General features: G+C 51.5%; 15 protein-coding genes. 8 read left to right on the top strand and 7 right to left on the bottom strand.

Translation table 11 applies throughout. The features are described 5' to 3' along the window. Nucleotides 1-41: 41 nt before the first annotated feature. The gene (locus P9L94_12125; GenBank protein ID MDP8244824.1) at nucleotides 42-494 is read left to right on the top strand and encodes a response regulator; all 453 of its coding nucleotides are present in this window, start codon (nucleotides 42-44) and stop codon (nucleotides 492-494) included. A 122-nt stretch (nucleotides 495-616) separates the two neighbouring features. Here P9L94_12125 and P9L94_12120 read toward each other — a convergent pair whose 3' ends face one another. Further along, a complete protein-coding gene (locus P9L94_12120) occupies nucleotides 617-1,033 on the bottom strand; it encodes a rhodanese-like domain-containing protein (GenBank protein MDP8244823.1) in 417 nt (138 codons plus the stop codon). 144 nt (nucleotides 1,034-1,177) lie between these two features. Between P9L94_12120 and P9L94_12115 the strand changes: the two genes are divergently transcribed. Beyond that, nucleotides 1,178-2,482 (top strand): Gfo/Idh/MocA family oxidoreductase, encoded by a 1,305-nt coding sequence (locus tag P9L94_12115; GenBank protein ID MDP8244822.1) that lies wholly within the window; start codon nucleotides 1,178-1,180, stop codon nucleotides 2,480-2,482. A 196-nt stretch (nucleotides 2,483-2,678) separates the two neighbouring features. Here the strand turns inward: P9L94_12115 and P9L94_12110 are convergent, their stop codons facing one another. Together P9L94_12110 and P9L94_12105 are read right to left on the bottom strand one after the other, a co-directional pair. Continuing rightward, a complete protein-coding gene (locus tag P9L94_12110) occupies nucleotides 2,679-2,960 on the bottom strand; it encodes a type II toxin-antitoxin system RelE/ParE family toxin (GenBank protein MDP8244821.1) in 282 nt (93 codons plus the stop codon). Next, nucleotides 2,957-3,133, bottom strand: a complete 177-nt coding sequence (locus P9L94_12105) for a hypothetical protein (protein MDP8244820.1) — start codon at nucleotides 3,131-3,133, stop codon at nucleotides 2,957-2,959. Before P9L94_12105 ends, P9L94_12110 begins: the two co-directional genes overlap by 4 nt. Nucleotides 3,134-3,401: 268 nt before the next feature. Between P9L94_12105 and ychF the strand changes: the two genes are divergently transcribed. Beyond that, nucleotides 3,402-4,502, top strand: a complete 1,101-nt coding sequence (gene ychF, locus P9L94_12100) for a redox-regulated ATPase YchF (protein ID MDP8244819.1) — start codon at nucleotides 3,402-3,404, stop codon at nucleotides 4,500-4,502. A gap of 309 nt (nucleotides 4,503-4,811) precedes the next feature. Here the strand turns inward: ychF and P9L94_12095 are convergent, their stop codons facing one another. From P9L94_12095 to P9L94_12085, 3 genes are all read right to left on the bottom strand, one after another. After that, nucleotides 4,812-5,573, bottom strand: a complete 762-nt coding sequence (locus P9L94_12095; GenBank protein ID MDP8244818.1) for an HNH endonuclease — start codon at nucleotides 5,571-5,573, stop codon at nucleotides 4,812-4,814. Nucleotides 5,574-5,655: 82 nt separating this feature from the next. Next, nucleotides 5,656-5,985 (bottom strand): DUF86 domain-containing protein, encoded by a 330-nt coding sequence (locus P9L94_12090; GenBank protein MDP8244817.1) that lies wholly within the window; start codon nucleotides 5,983-5,985, stop codon nucleotides 5,656-5,658. Next, nucleotides 5,982-6,272: a nucleotidyltransferase domain-containing protein gene (locus P9L94_12085; protein MDP8244816.1), complete on the bottom strand. Its 291-nt coding sequence runs from the start codon at nucleotides 6,270-6,272 to the stop codon at nucleotides 5,982-5,984. Before P9L94_12085 ends, P9L94_12090 begins: the two co-directional genes overlap by 4 nt. A gap of 548 nt (nucleotides 6,273-6,820) precedes the next feature. Between P9L94_12085 and acnA the strand changes: the two genes are divergently transcribed. Then, nucleotides 6,821-9,490 carry an aconitate hydratase AcnA gene (gene acnA / locus P9L94_12080; protein MDP8244815.1) on the top strand — a complete coding sequence of 890 codons (2,670 nt, stop codon included), beginning with the start codon at nucleotides 6,821-6,823 and terminating at the stop codon, nucleotides 9,488-9,490. 480 nt (nucleotides 9,491-9,970) lie between these two features. Here the strand turns inward: acnA and P9L94_12075 are convergent, their stop codons facing one another. Beyond that, nucleotides 9,971-10,921 carry a sugar phosphate isomerase/epimerase family protein gene (locus tag P9L94_12075; protein ID MDP8244814.1) on the bottom strand — a complete coding sequence of 317 codons (951 nt, stop codon included), beginning with the start codon at nucleotides 10,919-10,921 and terminating at the stop codon, nucleotides 9,971-9,973. A gap of 340 nt (nucleotides 10,922-11,261) precedes the next feature. Here P9L94_12075 and P9L94_12070 point away from each other — a divergent pair, with 340 nt between their 5' ends. From P9L94_12070 to bstA, 4 genes are all read left to right on the top strand, one after another. Next, nucleotides 11,262-12,056 (top strand): polysaccharide deacetylase family protein, encoded by a 795-nt coding sequence (locus P9L94_12070; protein MDP8244813.1) that lies wholly within the window; start codon nucleotides 11,262-11,264, stop codon nucleotides 12,054-12,056. A gap of 15 nt (nucleotides 12,057-12,071) precedes the next feature. Beyond that, nucleotides 12,072-13,253: a sialidase family protein gene (locus P9L94_12065; protein ID MDP8244812.1), complete on the top strand. Its 1,182-nt coding sequence runs from the start codon at nucleotides 12,072-12,074 to the stop codon at nucleotides 13,251-13,253. Nucleotides 13,254-13,474: 221 nt separating this feature from the next. After that, nucleotides 13,475-15,436 carry a glycoside hydrolase family 127 protein gene (locus P9L94_12060; protein ID MDP8244811.1) on the top strand — a complete coding sequence of 654 codons (1,962 nt, stop codon included), beginning with the start codon at nucleotides 13,475-13,477 and terminating at the stop codon, nucleotides 15,434-15,436. Nucleotides 15,437-15,461: 25 nt separating this feature from the next. Next, nucleotides 15,462-15,998, top strand: a complete 537-nt coding sequence (gene bstA, locus P9L94_12055; GenBank protein MDP8244810.1) for a bacillithiol transferase BstA — start codon at nucleotides 15,462-15,464, stop codon at nucleotides 15,996-15,998. The last annotated feature ends 61 nt before the right edge of the window (nucleotides 15,999-16,059 follow it).

Below are 16,059 nucleotides of genomic sequence, written 5' to 3'. Positions count from 1 at the left end.
TGCATTAACGTACCCTCGAACATTCAAAGGGGAGCAATACTATGATGAATGCTCTTGCCAGTGAAAAAGACAACGACCGGGAGGTCATACGTAAATTGTTACGGGGAAAAAACGTACTCATTGTTGACGACGATACCGACTACGCAGAAGCGCTCGACGAAGTTTTTAGTATGCAGGGATGTTATGTGACCCGGTCATGCGACCCCGTCTCCGCGATGGGATGCGCTCTCACCAGCAATTTTGACCTGATGATCGTTGACAAAAACATGCCGGGCATCGACGGCATCGAGTTCGCTGAAAAGATTCACGAAGTCAAACCCTCAAGCAAGATCGTCATGATTACCGCGTACCCCAACGAAGAAACCCGCAAGAAAAGCCTCGAAGCCGGCATCCGGTTTTTTCTCTCAAAACCATTTCGCAAAAACGACCTACTCGACGTCGTCTCATTTCTCTTCCTTCAAAACCCCAAAAACGGAACCACCATCACCGCGTAAGAAATCCGTCGCGCTCCAAATGCCTTCGCTAGACTGATTATCAAAATATTGCGTGGATTGAACAGGGCGGTAAGCCCCGCACTGAAGCGAGGAAAGATGCACCCAAACCTGTGCAACCGTTTTTAATACCTTGGCACTTTGGGGTCAACGTCGAGCGACCAGGCGTGGATTCCGCCCGACATGTTCTTGGCGTTTTGATAGCCAAGCCCCCACAACTGATGCATCACCTGCATACTGCGCGAACCGTGATGGCAAAAGACGATGATCTCCGCATTGGGCTCGTCGGAAATTTCCTTATAGCGCTCGTGCACATCCATCATGGGAATGTGCATGGCGCCTTCGATGCGGCAAATGTCTAATTCTTCCGGCTGGCGAACGTCAAGCAGAATGACCGACTCGCCCGCATCAAGTTTTTGTTTGACTTCCGGCGGTGAAATTTCCGGCGACGAGTATTCTTGCTGCGCTTCAGGCGGCGCGTCATCCAACTCGGGCAGCGTCGTTTTCTGGCTTTTTCCAAACAACCAATCCAATAGACCCATTGGTGAATATCCTTCATTTATAATTGGTGTCAGAGGGGGATTTTCCGGGGTGAATAATTATCTTAGCCGCGCTTCTTGCCATCGGCTACGGCGTTTGAGATAATGACGTGAGTTTACTCAATTATAAAAATGGGGATATGCAAAATGACTGACAGACCGACCATTTTAACCCGGCGCAATTTTGTCGCCAAAAGCGCGGCCAGCGCCGCGTCAATTGCAGCCTTTTCAGCGCTAAAATCAAAAGACGCGCGCGCTGCAACTCCGATTAAAGTCGGCGTCATCGGCTGCGGAGGCCGCGGCAAAGGCGCTATCGAAGATGCGATCCGCGCACACGACGGCGTCAAGATCACTGCCATCGCGGACCTGTTCCCGCGCAAGATCAAACAAACCCAGGAGCGTCTCGCCAAGTTTGACCAGTCGATTGATGAGGCCAACTGCTTCACCGGCTGGGACGGCTATAAGCACGTCATCGCCAGCGATGTTGATTACATCATTCTGGCCACGCCGCCGGTGTTTCGCCCGATGATGTTGAACGCGGTCATCGACGCGGGCAAGCACTGCTTCATGGAAAAACCCGCCGCCATCGACGCCCCCGGCATCCGTAGTATTCTCGACGCATACGAAAAAGCCAAAGCGAAAAAAATCAACATCGCGGCGGGAACCCAGCGACGCCACAACGCCGGATACATCGAAACCATCGACCGTATCCACGATGGCGCCATTGGCGACATCATGGCGTTTTACGTCTACTGGTGCGGCGGGCCCATCGGTTTTAGCGAAAAGACTGACGATATCACCGAGATGGAATATCACATCCGCAACTGGTATCACTATCAGTGGCTCTCCGGCGACCACATCGTTGAGCAACACGTTCACAACCTCGACGTGGCGCTGTGGACAATGGGCGAAGGTTCGCACCCCGCCAAAGCAGCCGCAATCGGCGGTCGCTCGTGGCAGGAACGCGGCGACATCTGGGACCACCACGCCGTTGATTTTGAATTTGAAAATGGAATTCGCATCAGCAGTTACTGCGAACAACAACCAGGCGAGTTCAGCCGCGTGCATGAAATCGTGCGCGGGACCAAAGGGCAATCCAATTGCAGCAACTGGATCAACGCCGACGGCAAAAACTGGACGTTTGACAAAGACGCAACCAAAGATTACGTCCAGGAACACGCCGACCTGATCGCCGCGATCACTGGCGGCGGCTACATCAACGAAGCGAGAAACGTCGCCTATTCGACCATGACCGCCATCATGGGGCGCATGGCGGGCTACGAAGCGCGTGAAGTCACTTGGGACGAAGCGCTCAAATCAAACCAGACCCTCGGGCTGCACGCTAAGTATGAAGACTACAAACTCGGCCCCGTGCCGACGCGTCCGATACAGATTCCCGGCGGCAAACCGTATGACAAAAACGACGGCTGGGTGCCAGACCCGGGCGCATAATTCGATCATTGAATTAGCATTTACGCGGGAGCGGCGCAACGTCGCTCCCGTTTTTTATGGTTCGAGATCAGCTTTCAAGCGCTAGAACATCTGTCAAAAATATGTGCGTAAAGCGCACCTGTAGCCTGCCTGCCGCAGGCAGGGGCGCAGCAATAGATACAGTTGAAACTCAATCCGCACAGTATTCTGGCAACCACTATAATAGACGCTTATCGTGCAGAACCGTGACAATCAAAATTTCAGTTTCAGAAATTTTGTAGATTAAACGGTAACTGAATACTAATTTTTCTCGAACGGTTTCTTGGTTGATTTCTGGAACAATGCGTCCAGCATAAGGGTGGTCGGGGATAAATTTTACTGTTTGAATGATCTTGTCGACTACAGATTTTGCATACGCATTGGAATCACGGGCGATAAAGTTATAAATTGACTCAACGTCATCAACAGCTTCTGGAGACCAAACGATTTTTCGTTTCATTGTTTAAGCCGTATTTCAACCTCATCTTGCGTGAAAGTCCCCTCTAGAGAGGCCCGTTCTACCCCCCGGTTAATTTTATCGACCACATAGAGGTGATACTGGATGTCTTCAATTGTGCAGTCATCCGGCAATTTCTGCAAAAGTAACTCGACTTCCGTTTTTGCGCTTGACATATATTTATCTCCTATCGCTGCCAACATTATATCGGGATCAAGCCAATTTAAACATACATTCTGAAATATTGATGACAAAAGGCTTGGGTGTAACTCTGTGAGCGCCTGTGTTTTAGAGTCTGAAAGCCCACGCTGAAGCGAAGAGAGTTGTACTCAAGCCTTACGCAATGACCGGTTCTGGTCTGATTTTGTTCGCGCCCCGTGAATCCTACGCATACGAAGATACACTACTCAGTGGCTTAATCGAAATAGTATCCAGGAGAAGAACATGGCGCTTCGAGTCGGTATCGTCGGCCTGCCCAACGTGGGCAAAAGCACAACCTTTAACGCACTGACCAAGGCGCAAAACGCCGAGGCGGCGAACTATCCGTTCTGTACCATCGAACCCAACAAAGCCATCGTTGCGGTACCGGACGACCGTTTAGATAAACTCGCTGAAATCGTAAATCCCAAACAGACGATTTACTCGACGGTCGAGTTCGTTGATATTGCGGGCCTGGTCAAAGGCGCCAGCCAGGGCGAAGGCCTCGGCAACCAGTTTCTCGCCAATATCCGCGAGACCGAAGCGATTGTGCATATCGTACGCTGTTTCGACGATGAAAATATCACGCACGTCCACGGGAAATGCGACCCGGAAAGCGATATCGCCGTCATCCAGACCGAACTCATCATCGCCGATTTTCAGCAACTCGATAAAAAACTGCAACGCCTCGAACGCCAGTCGAAAGGCGACAAATCTCTCGCCGCTGCGTTTGAATTGGGCAAGGAACTTCTCGCCCATCTTGAAGCGGGCGACCCCGCGTCGTCGTTCGCGAAAAAAGAGAGCGACGCTTTTGTCGAACTCGACCGTGAGTTGCGTTTTCTCTCCGGCAAGAAGGTAATTTATGTAGGCAATGTCGATGAAGACGGCCTTGAAAGCGACAGCGATTACGTCAAAGCAGTGAAAGCGATCGCCGAAAAAGAAGACGCCGAGTTTGTGAAGTTGTGCGCCAAGTTTGAAGAAGAAATGGCGGGGCTGAGCGACGAAGAACGCGCCGAGTTTCTCGAATCAATGAACGTCACTGAAGACGGTCTGCATCAGGTGATCCACAAGGGGTATCACGGCTTGGGGCTGATGAGTTACTTCACCGCCGGGCCCAAGGAAGCGCGCGCCTGGACCATCAAACGCGGCTGGACGGCGCCCAAGGCGGCGGGCGTGATCCATAATGATTTTGAGCGCGGCTTTATTCGCGCCGAAATTATTTCGTATGAAGATTATCTCACCTGCAACGGCGAGCCGGGCGCCAAGGCGGCGGGCAAGATGCGCCTCGAAGGCAAAGAATACGTCATGCAAGACGCCGACGTGGTACTGTTCCGCTTTAGCGTGTGAGGAAAACCGCAGAGTAGATTGAGTACCTAACCTACGCTACTTTTTGCAATTGCATTCAAAATTTAGGTTCTTCCGGTATTTGGGTACTTTATCACAAATTGAATTGCGTTTTTTGACGCTTTTTCGTGAATTCTTGATCTTTTGCTGTATCAGGCATGGGTACAACTCTGCTTGCTTCAGTGCGGGCTTTCAAGCCCTTATGCACAGGCGCTCCCAGAGTTCCACCCATACCTGATTGGTTTGTCAATTTGTGAAATGCCGGAATAGGTTTTCATAACCAAAATCATGTCCATCCATCAATGTAGGTACTCACTTACCGGATGAACCAAAATTTAATATTTCTTTCAATTCATCTACTGAATATGGCCTATCACGTTTATGTAATATTGAATGGCAATTGGGGCAAACTGGTATTAAATCTTTGATAGGATCTACTTTGTAAGTTTCGTTGACGCTTGATAGAGGAACAAGGTGATGAACATGAATGAAATCCTTTGCTATTTCACCATATTTATCTTCTAATAAGATGTCACAAACCGAGCATTTACATCCATGGTGTGCAAGGCACATTTCTCTCGCTTTTTTATTTCTTTCATAAGCATTGACATAGACTTTCTTCTTTGCGCCTTCATATACATTTTGTCTATTGCTTATTTCTTCAGGCGATTTAACATCCAAACCGTCAAGCCAATTCCCCCAAATTTGATTCAATTCCTCTGCCACATTATTAATATTGAATGCAGAGTCTTTTTTTCGTTCTCCTTCTTTTCGTTTTATATATAATTTGGTTCGATCAATTGGTAACTGACTACACCTTAAAGCACTTTTTTCATCAATGGATTGTTCTATTCTAAAAGGTATATATTTTTTATTTGTTTCTCCACATGAATCCGTCAATGCGATTCCTTTTGCTACAATGCCATCCTTTAACTTGCCGTATAAATACAAATAAACTAAATCACCTTGTTTTATTTCCGCATTTTTCACATATATTTCCACTTCATTGAATGGGTTGGCGTTAAAATTTTCGCGCTCTTTTTCAGTGTTATAAAAAGCGATATAGGTATTCATAATTTAATATCCCTCCTGAAAGAATTTTATAATCCTCACAAGGCGTCGCTAATTAAACTTGATTCGCTCATAACTGCTTATTCTACTCATCCAAAATCCTCAGTATATTCTTTTTCAATTCAGGCATGTAATCCGTGACGACTCCCCAGACAGTATCCAAGTCAATGGTGAAATATCCATGCACAAGAATGTTTCTCATGCCAATGATTTTATTCCACTCAACATCAGGATTTTCGTGATAAACGCTTTCAGGCAAGTGTTTTGCCGCTTCGCCTATGATTAAGATTTGAGTGACGAACCAATTCTGCACGAGTTCATCTTCAACAAAGCGTTCTTTTCCTTGTAGCACATAGCGTTCTATTTTTTCAATCGCATCAAGAATATCTTGAAGCCGTTGTTTGGGTCTTCTCATAATGGTTTCGCGTCTCGCAGCGCTTCTTCTCGAATATAGGCTTTGAGTGAGTTCGGAGTAAACACATCAACGCTCATCGGCATCAAATCTCGCAAGTCCATCAATAAGCCGCCGAGGTCGAGTAGGTTTCGATCTTTCTCAAGGTCCACCAAAAAGTCAATATCGCTGTCTTCGGTGGCTTCGCCGCGCGCGACCGAGCCGAAGACGCGTACGTTTAACGCGCCGTGCTTTTCCGCAATCTTTAATATCTCATCGCGTTTGTCGCCAATGATTTCGTCAATGCCCATTGTTTTGCTCCAAGGCGTGATTCAAGTTTGCACCCGCCAAAATACAGTTTAACTTAAAATGTTCACTCTGAAAATTGTTATTCTCAAAGATGAAAAGCCTTGAGGCGGGTAAGCGCAGCGAAAAACAACGCCAGCCGACGCGGCTCCAAAATAGTTCAGTATTGGGTGTATTCTGGTTCTTCCGAAAACGGGGTGCTTTATTATAAATTGAATTGAGATTTCGGTGCGGGCGGCATGGGTACGGTTCTGCTCGCTTCAGTACGGGCTTTCAGGCCCTGTTGCACAGGCGCTCCCAGAGTTGCACCCATGCCGGATTTGGTTTGTCAATTTACGATCTGCTGAAATCCTGTTTTATGAGATGGCTTCTAGACAAACTGTAAATGAATTTCTCCAGATGCTAAAGACTAGGCCCGCAAAAAAGCCGCTTCTAGCAGTCGATGGATTCAAAGCGTTTGTTCTCGCTTGCCATTTTTCCTCCCGCTACGGAGCAGACTATGGTTCGACTATAATACTTGTCCGATAAATCTAATCACAAAGTGAGATTGATAATGAGTCTCGACCATTTCAAATGTAAAAAGACGCTGGATGTAAACGGAACATCGTACGATTATTTCAGCCTGCCCGCCGCGAGCCAGAACGGACTTGGCGATATTTCGCGCCTGCCGTATACGCTCAAGGTCTTGCTGGAAAACATGCTGCGCTTTGAAGACGACCGCACCGTCACCGCCGCTGACGCCCAGGCCGTCGCCGATTGGTTGAAAGAAAAAAAATCATCGCACGAAATCGCCTATCGCCCTGCGCGCGTTTTGATGCAGGACTTCACCGGCGTTCCCGCCGTGGTTGACCTCGCCGCCATGCGCGACGCCATGAAAGACCTCGGCGGCGATCCACAAAAGATCAATCCGCTCACGCCGGTTGATTTGGTCATTGACCACTCGGTTATGGTTGACCAGTTCGCCACGGCAGGCGCGTTTCAACATAACGTCGAGATGGAATACAAACGTAACATTGAGCGTTATGAGTTCCTACGTTGGGGACAAACTGCGTTTAATAATTTTCGCGTGGTGCCGCCCGGCGCGGGCATCTGCCACCAGGTCAATTTAGAAAACCTGGCGCAGGTAGTTTGGACGGCGGATACCGACGGCAACCCAATCGCTTATCCTGACACGTTGGTTGGAACCGACAGCCACACCACCATGATTAACGGCCTCGCAGTTCTTGGTTGGGGCGTAGGCGGCATCGAAGCCGAAGCCGCGATGTTAGGCCAGCCGGTTTCGATGTTGATCCCTGAAGTGGTTGGCTTCCGCCTGAAGGGAACCATGCCCGAGGGCGCCACCGCAACAGACCTCGTCTTGACCGTCACCCAGATGCTGCGGGCGAAGGGCGTTGTCGGCAAGTTTGTCGAATACTTCGGCCCCGGTCTTGATAACCTACCGCTGGCTGACCGCGCCACCCTCGCCAACATGTCACCGGAATACGGCGCGACTTGCGGCTTCTTCCCAATTGATAAAGAAACGATTACCTATCTCGAACTCACCAGTCGCGACCCGGAGCGCATTGCGCTTGTCGAAGCCTACGCCAAGGCGCAGGGCATGTGGCGCGACTCAAACAACGAGCCGGAATTCACAGACACGCTCGAACTCGACATGGGCGAAGTGAAACCTTCGATGGCAGGCCCCAAGCGTCCGCAAGACAAAGTGTATCTCTCCGACGCCGACGCCAATTATAACGAAGCGTTGAAAGGCTTCGGCGGAGACCCTGCCGCGCCGAAGAGCGTCGCGGTTGAAGCGTCTGACTATAAACTCACCGACGGCGATGTTGTTATCGCCGCGATCACCAGCTGCACCAACACCTCCAACCCGTCCGTTATGATCGCGGCGGGCTTGGTGGCGCGCAACGCGGCGCAGAAGGGCCTCAAGGTAAAGCCCTGGGTCAAGACCTCGCTGGCGCCGGGTTCCAAAGTTGTTACTGATTATTTGAATGAATCCGGCCTGCAAGACGACCTCGACTCGATGGGCTTTAACCTGGTCGGCTATGGCTGCACCACGTGTATCGGCAACTCCGGCCCGCTGCCAGAACCGATTGCAAAGGCCATCGTTGACGGCGACCTCACCGTCGCGGCGGTGCTCTCCGGCAACCGCAATTTTGAAGGCCGCGTTAATCCACATACCAAAGCCAATTACCTCGCTTCGCCGCCGTTGGTGGTGGCGTATGCGCTGGCGGGTTCGATGCGCGTGAATCTCACCACGGAACCATTGGGCGAAGGCGCCGACGGACAGCCGGTCTATCTCAAAGACATCTGGCCAACGACCAAAGAAATTCAGGAAACGGTATTGAAGTCGGTTAAGAAGGAGCAGTTCGCTACGCAATACGGCGCGATATTTGAAGGTGATGAAGCCTGGCAAAATATCGAAGTCTCGGGCGGACAAACCTACGAATGGCAAGCCGACAGCACCTACGTCAAACTGCCGCCTTACTTTGTTAATATGCCCAAGACACCGGAAGCGGTTACCGATATCCAGGGCGCGCGCGTGTTGGCGCTATTGGCTGACAGCGTCACGACGGACCACATCTCGCCAGCAGGCGCGATCAAAACCGACGGCCCGACGGGCGCGTACTTGCAGGAGCGTAATATCACTCCGGCGGAATTTAACTCGTACGGCTCGCGCCGAGGCAACCATGAAGTGATGATGCGCGGCACATTCGCCAACATCCGTTTGCGCAACGAAATGGTGGAAGTCGCGGGCGGCTACACCAAGTACATCCCCGGCGGCGAAGAGATGAGCATCTACGACGCCGCTATGAAATATATGGAAACCGACACGCCGCTAGTCGTCGTGGCGGGCAAAGAATACGGCACGGGATCGTCGCGCGACTGGGCGGCGAAGGGTACGCGGTTGTTGGGCGTCCGCGCCGTCATCGCCGAGAGTTTCGAGCGCATCCACCGTTCCAACCTGATCGGGATGGGCGTCATGCCGCTGCAATTCAAAGACGGACAAGACCGCAATACGCTCAAACTCGACGGCAGCGAAACCTTCGACATCGCGGGAATCGCCAGCGGCCTTAAACCGCGCATGGACATCGCCTGCACGATTACCCGCGCAGACGGTTCCAAAGAAGAAGTCAAATTGCTTTGCCGCATCGACACGCTCGACGAGATTGTCTATTACCAAAACAGCGGCATCTTGCACTATGTCTTACGCAACCTGGCGTCGTAGGGCAACGCGATCTGCATGAATCAACAGGTCCCCGCTTGCTTCGGCCAGCGGGGATTTTTTTTAACGAAGGGCGTCGGTGATTGAATGAAAGGATTATTAAAAATAGGTTCTTCCATAAATTGGATTGAGATTTCATCGCATGCGGCATGGGTACAACTCTGCTCGCTTCAGTGCGGGCTTTCAGGCCCTTATGCACAGGCGCTCCCAGAGTCGCACCCATGCCTATATTTGGTTTTTCAATTTGTGAAATGCCGGAGCCTGTTTCTGAATAAATATTATGGCCATCCATCAATGTAGGTACTCACTTACCGGATGAACCTCAAATAAGTATGCATGAAAGAGCGTGTTTGAGTACGCTCTTTCATGCTTTGTACATTATCACAGAGACGTTCCCGCGCCCTTCTGGCGTCATGGCGGGAAGGCCGTATTTGTAAGATAAAACAAGAGAGGCGACCTGAGCCGCCTCTCTGAATCGAATCGCTATAGGCCCAACGCGGTTTGCATTTGCTTGCGGACAGTCGTTAGTCTTTCTAAACCGCCGCCGCCAACTTCAGCGGTCGCCCACCCGGTGAATCCAATATCATCAAGCGCTATGCGGACTTGGTCCCACGGCACATCGTCGTCAGGGCTGGTAATTTCGACGAATTCGTTTTTGACCCGGCTGAACCCTTTAATATCCAATTTGACGCAGCGGTGGCCGAAAGCGCGCACCCACTCGCCAGGCTGTCCGTATTTCCAGTGGTTGCCTATATCGTAGTACATGCCGACCCAGGGGCTTTTGAAACGGTCGATGAAATCAATGAAGCGCTCAGCGCCTTGATCGGCGGGCGCGTCATGCTCATACATCATCTGGTTCCAAACATTTTCAACAAGAATCATTTGCCCCAACGCCGCAGACAGCGGGAGCAATTTTTTGATCTCTTCGTACGCGCGTTGTTCGACTTCATCGACGGAGCCGTCTGCTCCACGCCCCACGACGATCAATACGCCGCTGCCGCCCGCCGCATGAGATACGCGGATGCAGTGCTCAATGTTGGCGCGGCCCTGGTTGCGTTCTTCTTCTTTGGGGCTGGTTAACCGCTGCGACCAGTGCGCGTGGTTGATGGCGTTGTGAACAAACACGCCGGATTCCTGCACTGCGTCTCTCGCTTGTTGCGGGGTGAATTCCGCCGCCTGGTCAAAATCAACGCCGTCGAATCCCGCATCCCCCGCCATTGTTAAACGGTCAGCAATAGATAGCGTTTTACCGTCTGCATCTTTGGGAATCATGCCCAGTTTGCAGGATAAGAGTATGCGGTTCTCCATCGGCGGCGTTACGATTTGCGGTCCTTGCGCCCGGGCTGTCTTTGCTGCGCCGCCCGTCGCGACCATTGCCGCCGCGCTCGTCATCAACATAGTACGCCGATTCAATTTATCGTGAGTTTGCTTCATGTTTATAACCTCCATTGCGATTCGTTTTGTTTTGGATTGCCTATGATGAGAGTATCTATTCATAAATTTTTGCTCTTGAGAATCTGCTTTAGTTTCCACTAACACATTCAATAAATCAATATGTCACAAGCTAGAGAGGCCATTCAAGTCGCCTCTCTAGTAATAGTTTTTCGGATAGATTGCTGAGATTCATCGCAGTGAGGATGCTATGACCAAACTTCATCGCCGCATTCCCAGCCCTTCACAGAGAGGCCCACGCTTTTGATGTTGCCGCTGTTGACTTGATTGCAACTTCCAGTCTGTGGCATGATTCCATCATACGAACTGGAAGGCTCCCATTATGAAAATTATATTCTCTAGCATCATTATTTTCACTCTGCTTTTTTCATTTCGCGTAAGTGGGTCGGAATCCGGCGCCCCGTTTCCTGAAGGGAAACAATGCGCGGTGACGTTTTCTATCGACGATGGGTTTTGGGGTTCGTCAGAACAGATGGCGGATATTCTCGACCGCTATCAACTCAAGGCGAGCTTTTATCTGGTAACCCATTGGGTGGCGCCGATGAAGACGGACGAGATCGGCGACGGATACAACGAAGGCGCCAGCCACGGGACATGGCAGCAGTGGAAATCCATCCTCGAACGCGGACACGAAATCGGCAGCCATTCTTGCACGCACCCGGCGCTGCCCACCATCGACGCAAAAGATGCGCTGATGGAAATCACTGAATCGAAACAGCAACTCATCGACGAACTCGGCTTGCAAGAGCCAATCACTTTTGCGTATCCCTACAACCAGTCCTCGCCGGAAGTGAAACAAATGATTTCAGGGCATTACCTTTCTGCGCGCATCGGCGGCAAGCCGTTCAATAAAATCGGCCCCATCGACTTGCAAGCCGTCAATAGTTGGTGGCCGCTATCCAATATGCCGCTGGAGGAGATCATCGCCAAGATTGATGAAGCCAAGGCCAATGGTCACTGGCTGGTGATCGGTCTGCACGGCATGAATGACGAAGGCTGGAACCCGATCACGCCGCAAAAATTTGAAGGCGTGTGCAAGTATCTCGCCAGCGACAGCGCCATCTGGGTCCCGACATTTAGAGAGATGACGCTGCGGTTGAAAGAAAGACAACAATAGGAATTGGAGAATTCGATGAGGATTTTGATTTTAAGTGTCTTCGTATTGTCATGTTTATTGCCATCATTTGCGCAAGACGCATTTTTCAATTCCCGCGACTTGTTTATTGCGGGCGAGGGCGGGTACGAAATTTTTCGCATCCCGGGAATGGTCGTTACCAGCAAGGGAACGCTGCTGGCCTATTGCGAAGCGCGGAAATCCGGCAGCGACTGGGGACGCATCGACGTGATGATGAGGCGCAGCACTGACGGCGGCATAACATGGTCGCCGATGAAGAAGATTGTTGAGCCGCCCGCCGACGCGCAGCTGAACCCTGTCGCGGCGAAAGAGGGCATGACCATTGAAGACAATTTGACGATTAACAATCCTCTCGCAATCGCCGACCAGAGCGGCGCGGTGCATTTTTTGTATTGTATAGAATACGGTCGCTGCTTCTACATGCGCAGCGACGATGACGGCCTGACCTTTTCGTCGCCGATTGAAATCACCTCAACCTTTGACGCCTATCGCCCCGAATACGACTGGCATGTCTTGGCGACGGGGCCGAACCACGGCATTCAATTAAAGAACGGACGGCTGGTCGTTCCGGTGTGGCTTTCGACAGGAGAGCATGGGCACCGCCCCTCGTGCGTAACCACCATCTACAGCGACGACCACGGCGCGACCTGGCTAGCGGGCGACATCATCGTCAACAATAGCGACCTCGCAAAAAATCCTAGCGAAACGCTGGCGCTTCAACTCGCTGACGGGCGGGTGATGGTCAACATGCGCAACGAGTCACCCAACCGCCGCCGCCTGGTTTCGATCAGCCCCGACGGCGCAACCAATTGGACAACGCCCGTCTATAACGACGCGTTGTTTGAACCGACCTGCATGGCGGGGCTGACGCGCTATTCGACGGATAAAAACCGCATTCTGTTTGTGAATCCTGACAACCAATACGGTGACGCGCCTGCGCAAAAACCCAACGCGCGACAGAACCTTGTCATCAAAATGAGTTATGATGAGGGCGAAACTTGGCCGATTGCGAAAATACTAGACCCTGGGCTCGCCGCTTATAGCGATATCATCGTTGGGCCGGATCAAACCGTTTATTGCTTGTATGAACGCGGTGACAATGAGACGAACAAGGGGTATCGTTTTCTGACCCTGGCGCGCTTCAACCTCGCCTGGCTGATGGATGGAGAAAACAAATAACGAGAAGCCATCTCGAAATAATTGATCGTTCGCTGCAAAAGGCCTGGGTACAACTCTGCTCGCTTCAGTGCGGGCTTTCAGGCCCTTTTGCACAGGCGCTCCCAGAGTTACACCCAGGCCAGTAATGAGTTGTCATATTATGATATCTCGCACATCCTTTTCGTTATCATTGTTTTAAGATAGATTCAAAAAACTCACAATACATCAACGGGGAGAACATCATGAAATATCAATGGGTATTGTCGTCGCTACTGATGATCGGCTCACTCTGCGCTCACGCGCAGGCGAATTATCCCGCTAACCGGGCGCCGTTGCAGCCGTCGAAGTTTATCGCGCTGCCCGTCGGAGCGGTCGAGCCGGAGGGCTGGCTACGCGACCAGTTGAACATCGTCGCCAACGGCCTCACCGGACATCTCGATGAGTTCTGGCCGACGGTGTCTGAATCGGCCTGGCGCGGCAAAGACGGCGACGCCTGGGAACGCGGCCCCTACTATCTCGACGGATTGGTCCCGCTGGCGTACATCCTCAAAGACGAACGCCTCATAAAAAAAGTCGAAGGCTGGATCGAGCCCATCCTCGCCAGTGGGCAGGAAAACGGTTGGTTTGGCCCCGCAAAAAATAACGACCGCTGGCCGCTGGCTGTGACGCTGAAAGTATTAATGCAATATCACGAAGCGACCGGAGACGAGCGCGTGATCGAGTTGATGAAAAACTACTTTCGCTATCTCGCCGCAACGCCGCCTGACTGGCCCGACAAAGAATGGCGCGGCGTGCGCGCCCGCGAAAATATGGTCGCCGCCTATTGGTATTACAACCGCAGCGGCGACGCCAACGCGCTTACAGCAGCGCAGTCGATTCACGACAACAGTTTCAACTGGATCAAACACTACCAGAATTTTCCGTTCTTTGGATACACCACCGATATCCGCGCCAATTACCACCAGACCCACGTCGTCAATAACGGCATGGCGATTAAGTATCCGGCTTTGCGCTGGCTGCAGTCAGGCGACCCAAGCGACTTGCAAGCGTCATCCACCGCGCTTGAAATGCTCGACAAATATCACGGACAAGCGGGCGGACGCTTCAGCGGCGACGAGCACATCGCGGGCAAGTCGCCTACCCAAGGCACCGAACTGTGCGCCATCGTCGAGTCGATGTTCAGTTTGGAAAACCTAGTGCGCATCACTGGCGACGTGAAGTTCGCCGACCGCCTGGAAACGCTGGCGTATAACGCACTGCCCGGCGCTTGCACCCCTGACTTCTGGGCGCACCAATACGACCAACAGGCCAACCAGGTGTTGTGCACCATCGCCAAGCGCACTTGGACTGACAACAGCGATACGTCGAACCTGTATGGCCTTGAACCGCACTTTGGATGCTGTACGGCGAACATGCACCAGGGCTGGCCTAAGTTTGTCGCGAGCCTGTGGGCGGCGACTCCAGACGGCGGGCTGGCGGCGATTGCCTACGGCCCCTCGAAAGTCACCGCCAAAGTCGCCGACGGCGTCGAAGTAACGATTGTGGAGGAGACCAACTACCCGTTCGACGGCAGCCTGAAATTCACCATCAAAACGCCTAAGCCGGTTGAATTTCCCTTGGCGTTTCGTTTCCCCGCATGGTCAACCGAAATGACGATCACGACCAAAAATGGGGAAACAAAATTAACCAATCGTGAAACCGAAGGCAATATGATTTCGTTGAACCAAACATGGGAAAACGGCGATGTGGTTCAAATAATAATTAACATGCCGCTTCGATTAGAACAACGCTATAACAATGCGCTATCTGTATTTCGCGGCCCTGTATTGTTCTCACTTAAAATCGGCGAGAAATTTGAAGAGATCGCGCGCCATCACGATGAATTGCCTGTGATTGATTGGGCGGTACATCCAACCACGGATTGGAATTATGCGCTGAATATTGATCCAGATTACGTCGAACAGAACTTGGTGATAAATGCGAACCCGATTCAAGATACGCCCTTCTCTCATGGAGATCCGCCTGTCGTAATTCATGCCAAAGCGCGTAAGGTTCCCGAATGGAAACTGGAAATGAACTCCGCAGGCGAGACGCCCAAAAGCCCGATTGTTTCAGATGAGCCGTTAGAAGATATTCAGTTGATTCCATACGGCTGCACGCGGTTGCGTATTACGGAATTCCCTATGTTAAAATTGCAGGAATGATTTAGATGATTTGGGGAGAATGTGCATGACTGATTTGAATGCGTTGAAATTTCCTATTGGCGAATTCACTTATGACGAAGCGTACTCTGCAGAAGAACGGAGTCGCTTAATCAATGAAATCGCCGCTGCGCCCGCGCAACTGCGGGCTGCGGTAGAAGGATTGAACGAAGGCCAACTCGATACGCAATACCGCCCCGACGGCTGGACGCTGCGGCAGGTGGTTCACCATCTGGCCGACAGCCATATCAATAGTTATATTCGTTTTCGCTTGGCGTTGACGGAAGATGAACCCAGCATTCGCCCCTATTTTGAAGACCGCTGGGCGCGGCTCGAAGACGCGCAACATGCGCCCGTTGAATTGTCGCTGACGCTGGTCGGCGCACTGCATGAGCGCTGGGCGCTCTTGTTACATTCTCTCGAAGATTCGCATTTTCAGATGACATATTTTCACCCCGAAGCAGCGCGAGCGATTTCATTAGATGAAGCGGTGGGTACCTACGCCTGGCATGGCAAACACCACATCGCCCACATCACGTCGCTGCGAGAGCGCGAAGGGTGGTAAGATTAAAAAATGCGTGGGGAGGTCTCTCTTCATTTCGGTGCGAGCGAAAGAACCATTGAAA

The sequence above is a fragment of the Candidatus Hinthialibacter antarcticus genome (assembly GCA_030765645.1).
Taxonomy (GTDB): Bacteria; Hinthialibacterota; Hinthialibacteria; order Hinthialibacterales; family Hinthialibacteraceae; genus Hinthialibacter; species Hinthialibacter antarcticus.
Note: the sequence above shows the minus strand (reverse complement) of the source record. Positions and strands in the feature narration are given on the sequence as shown.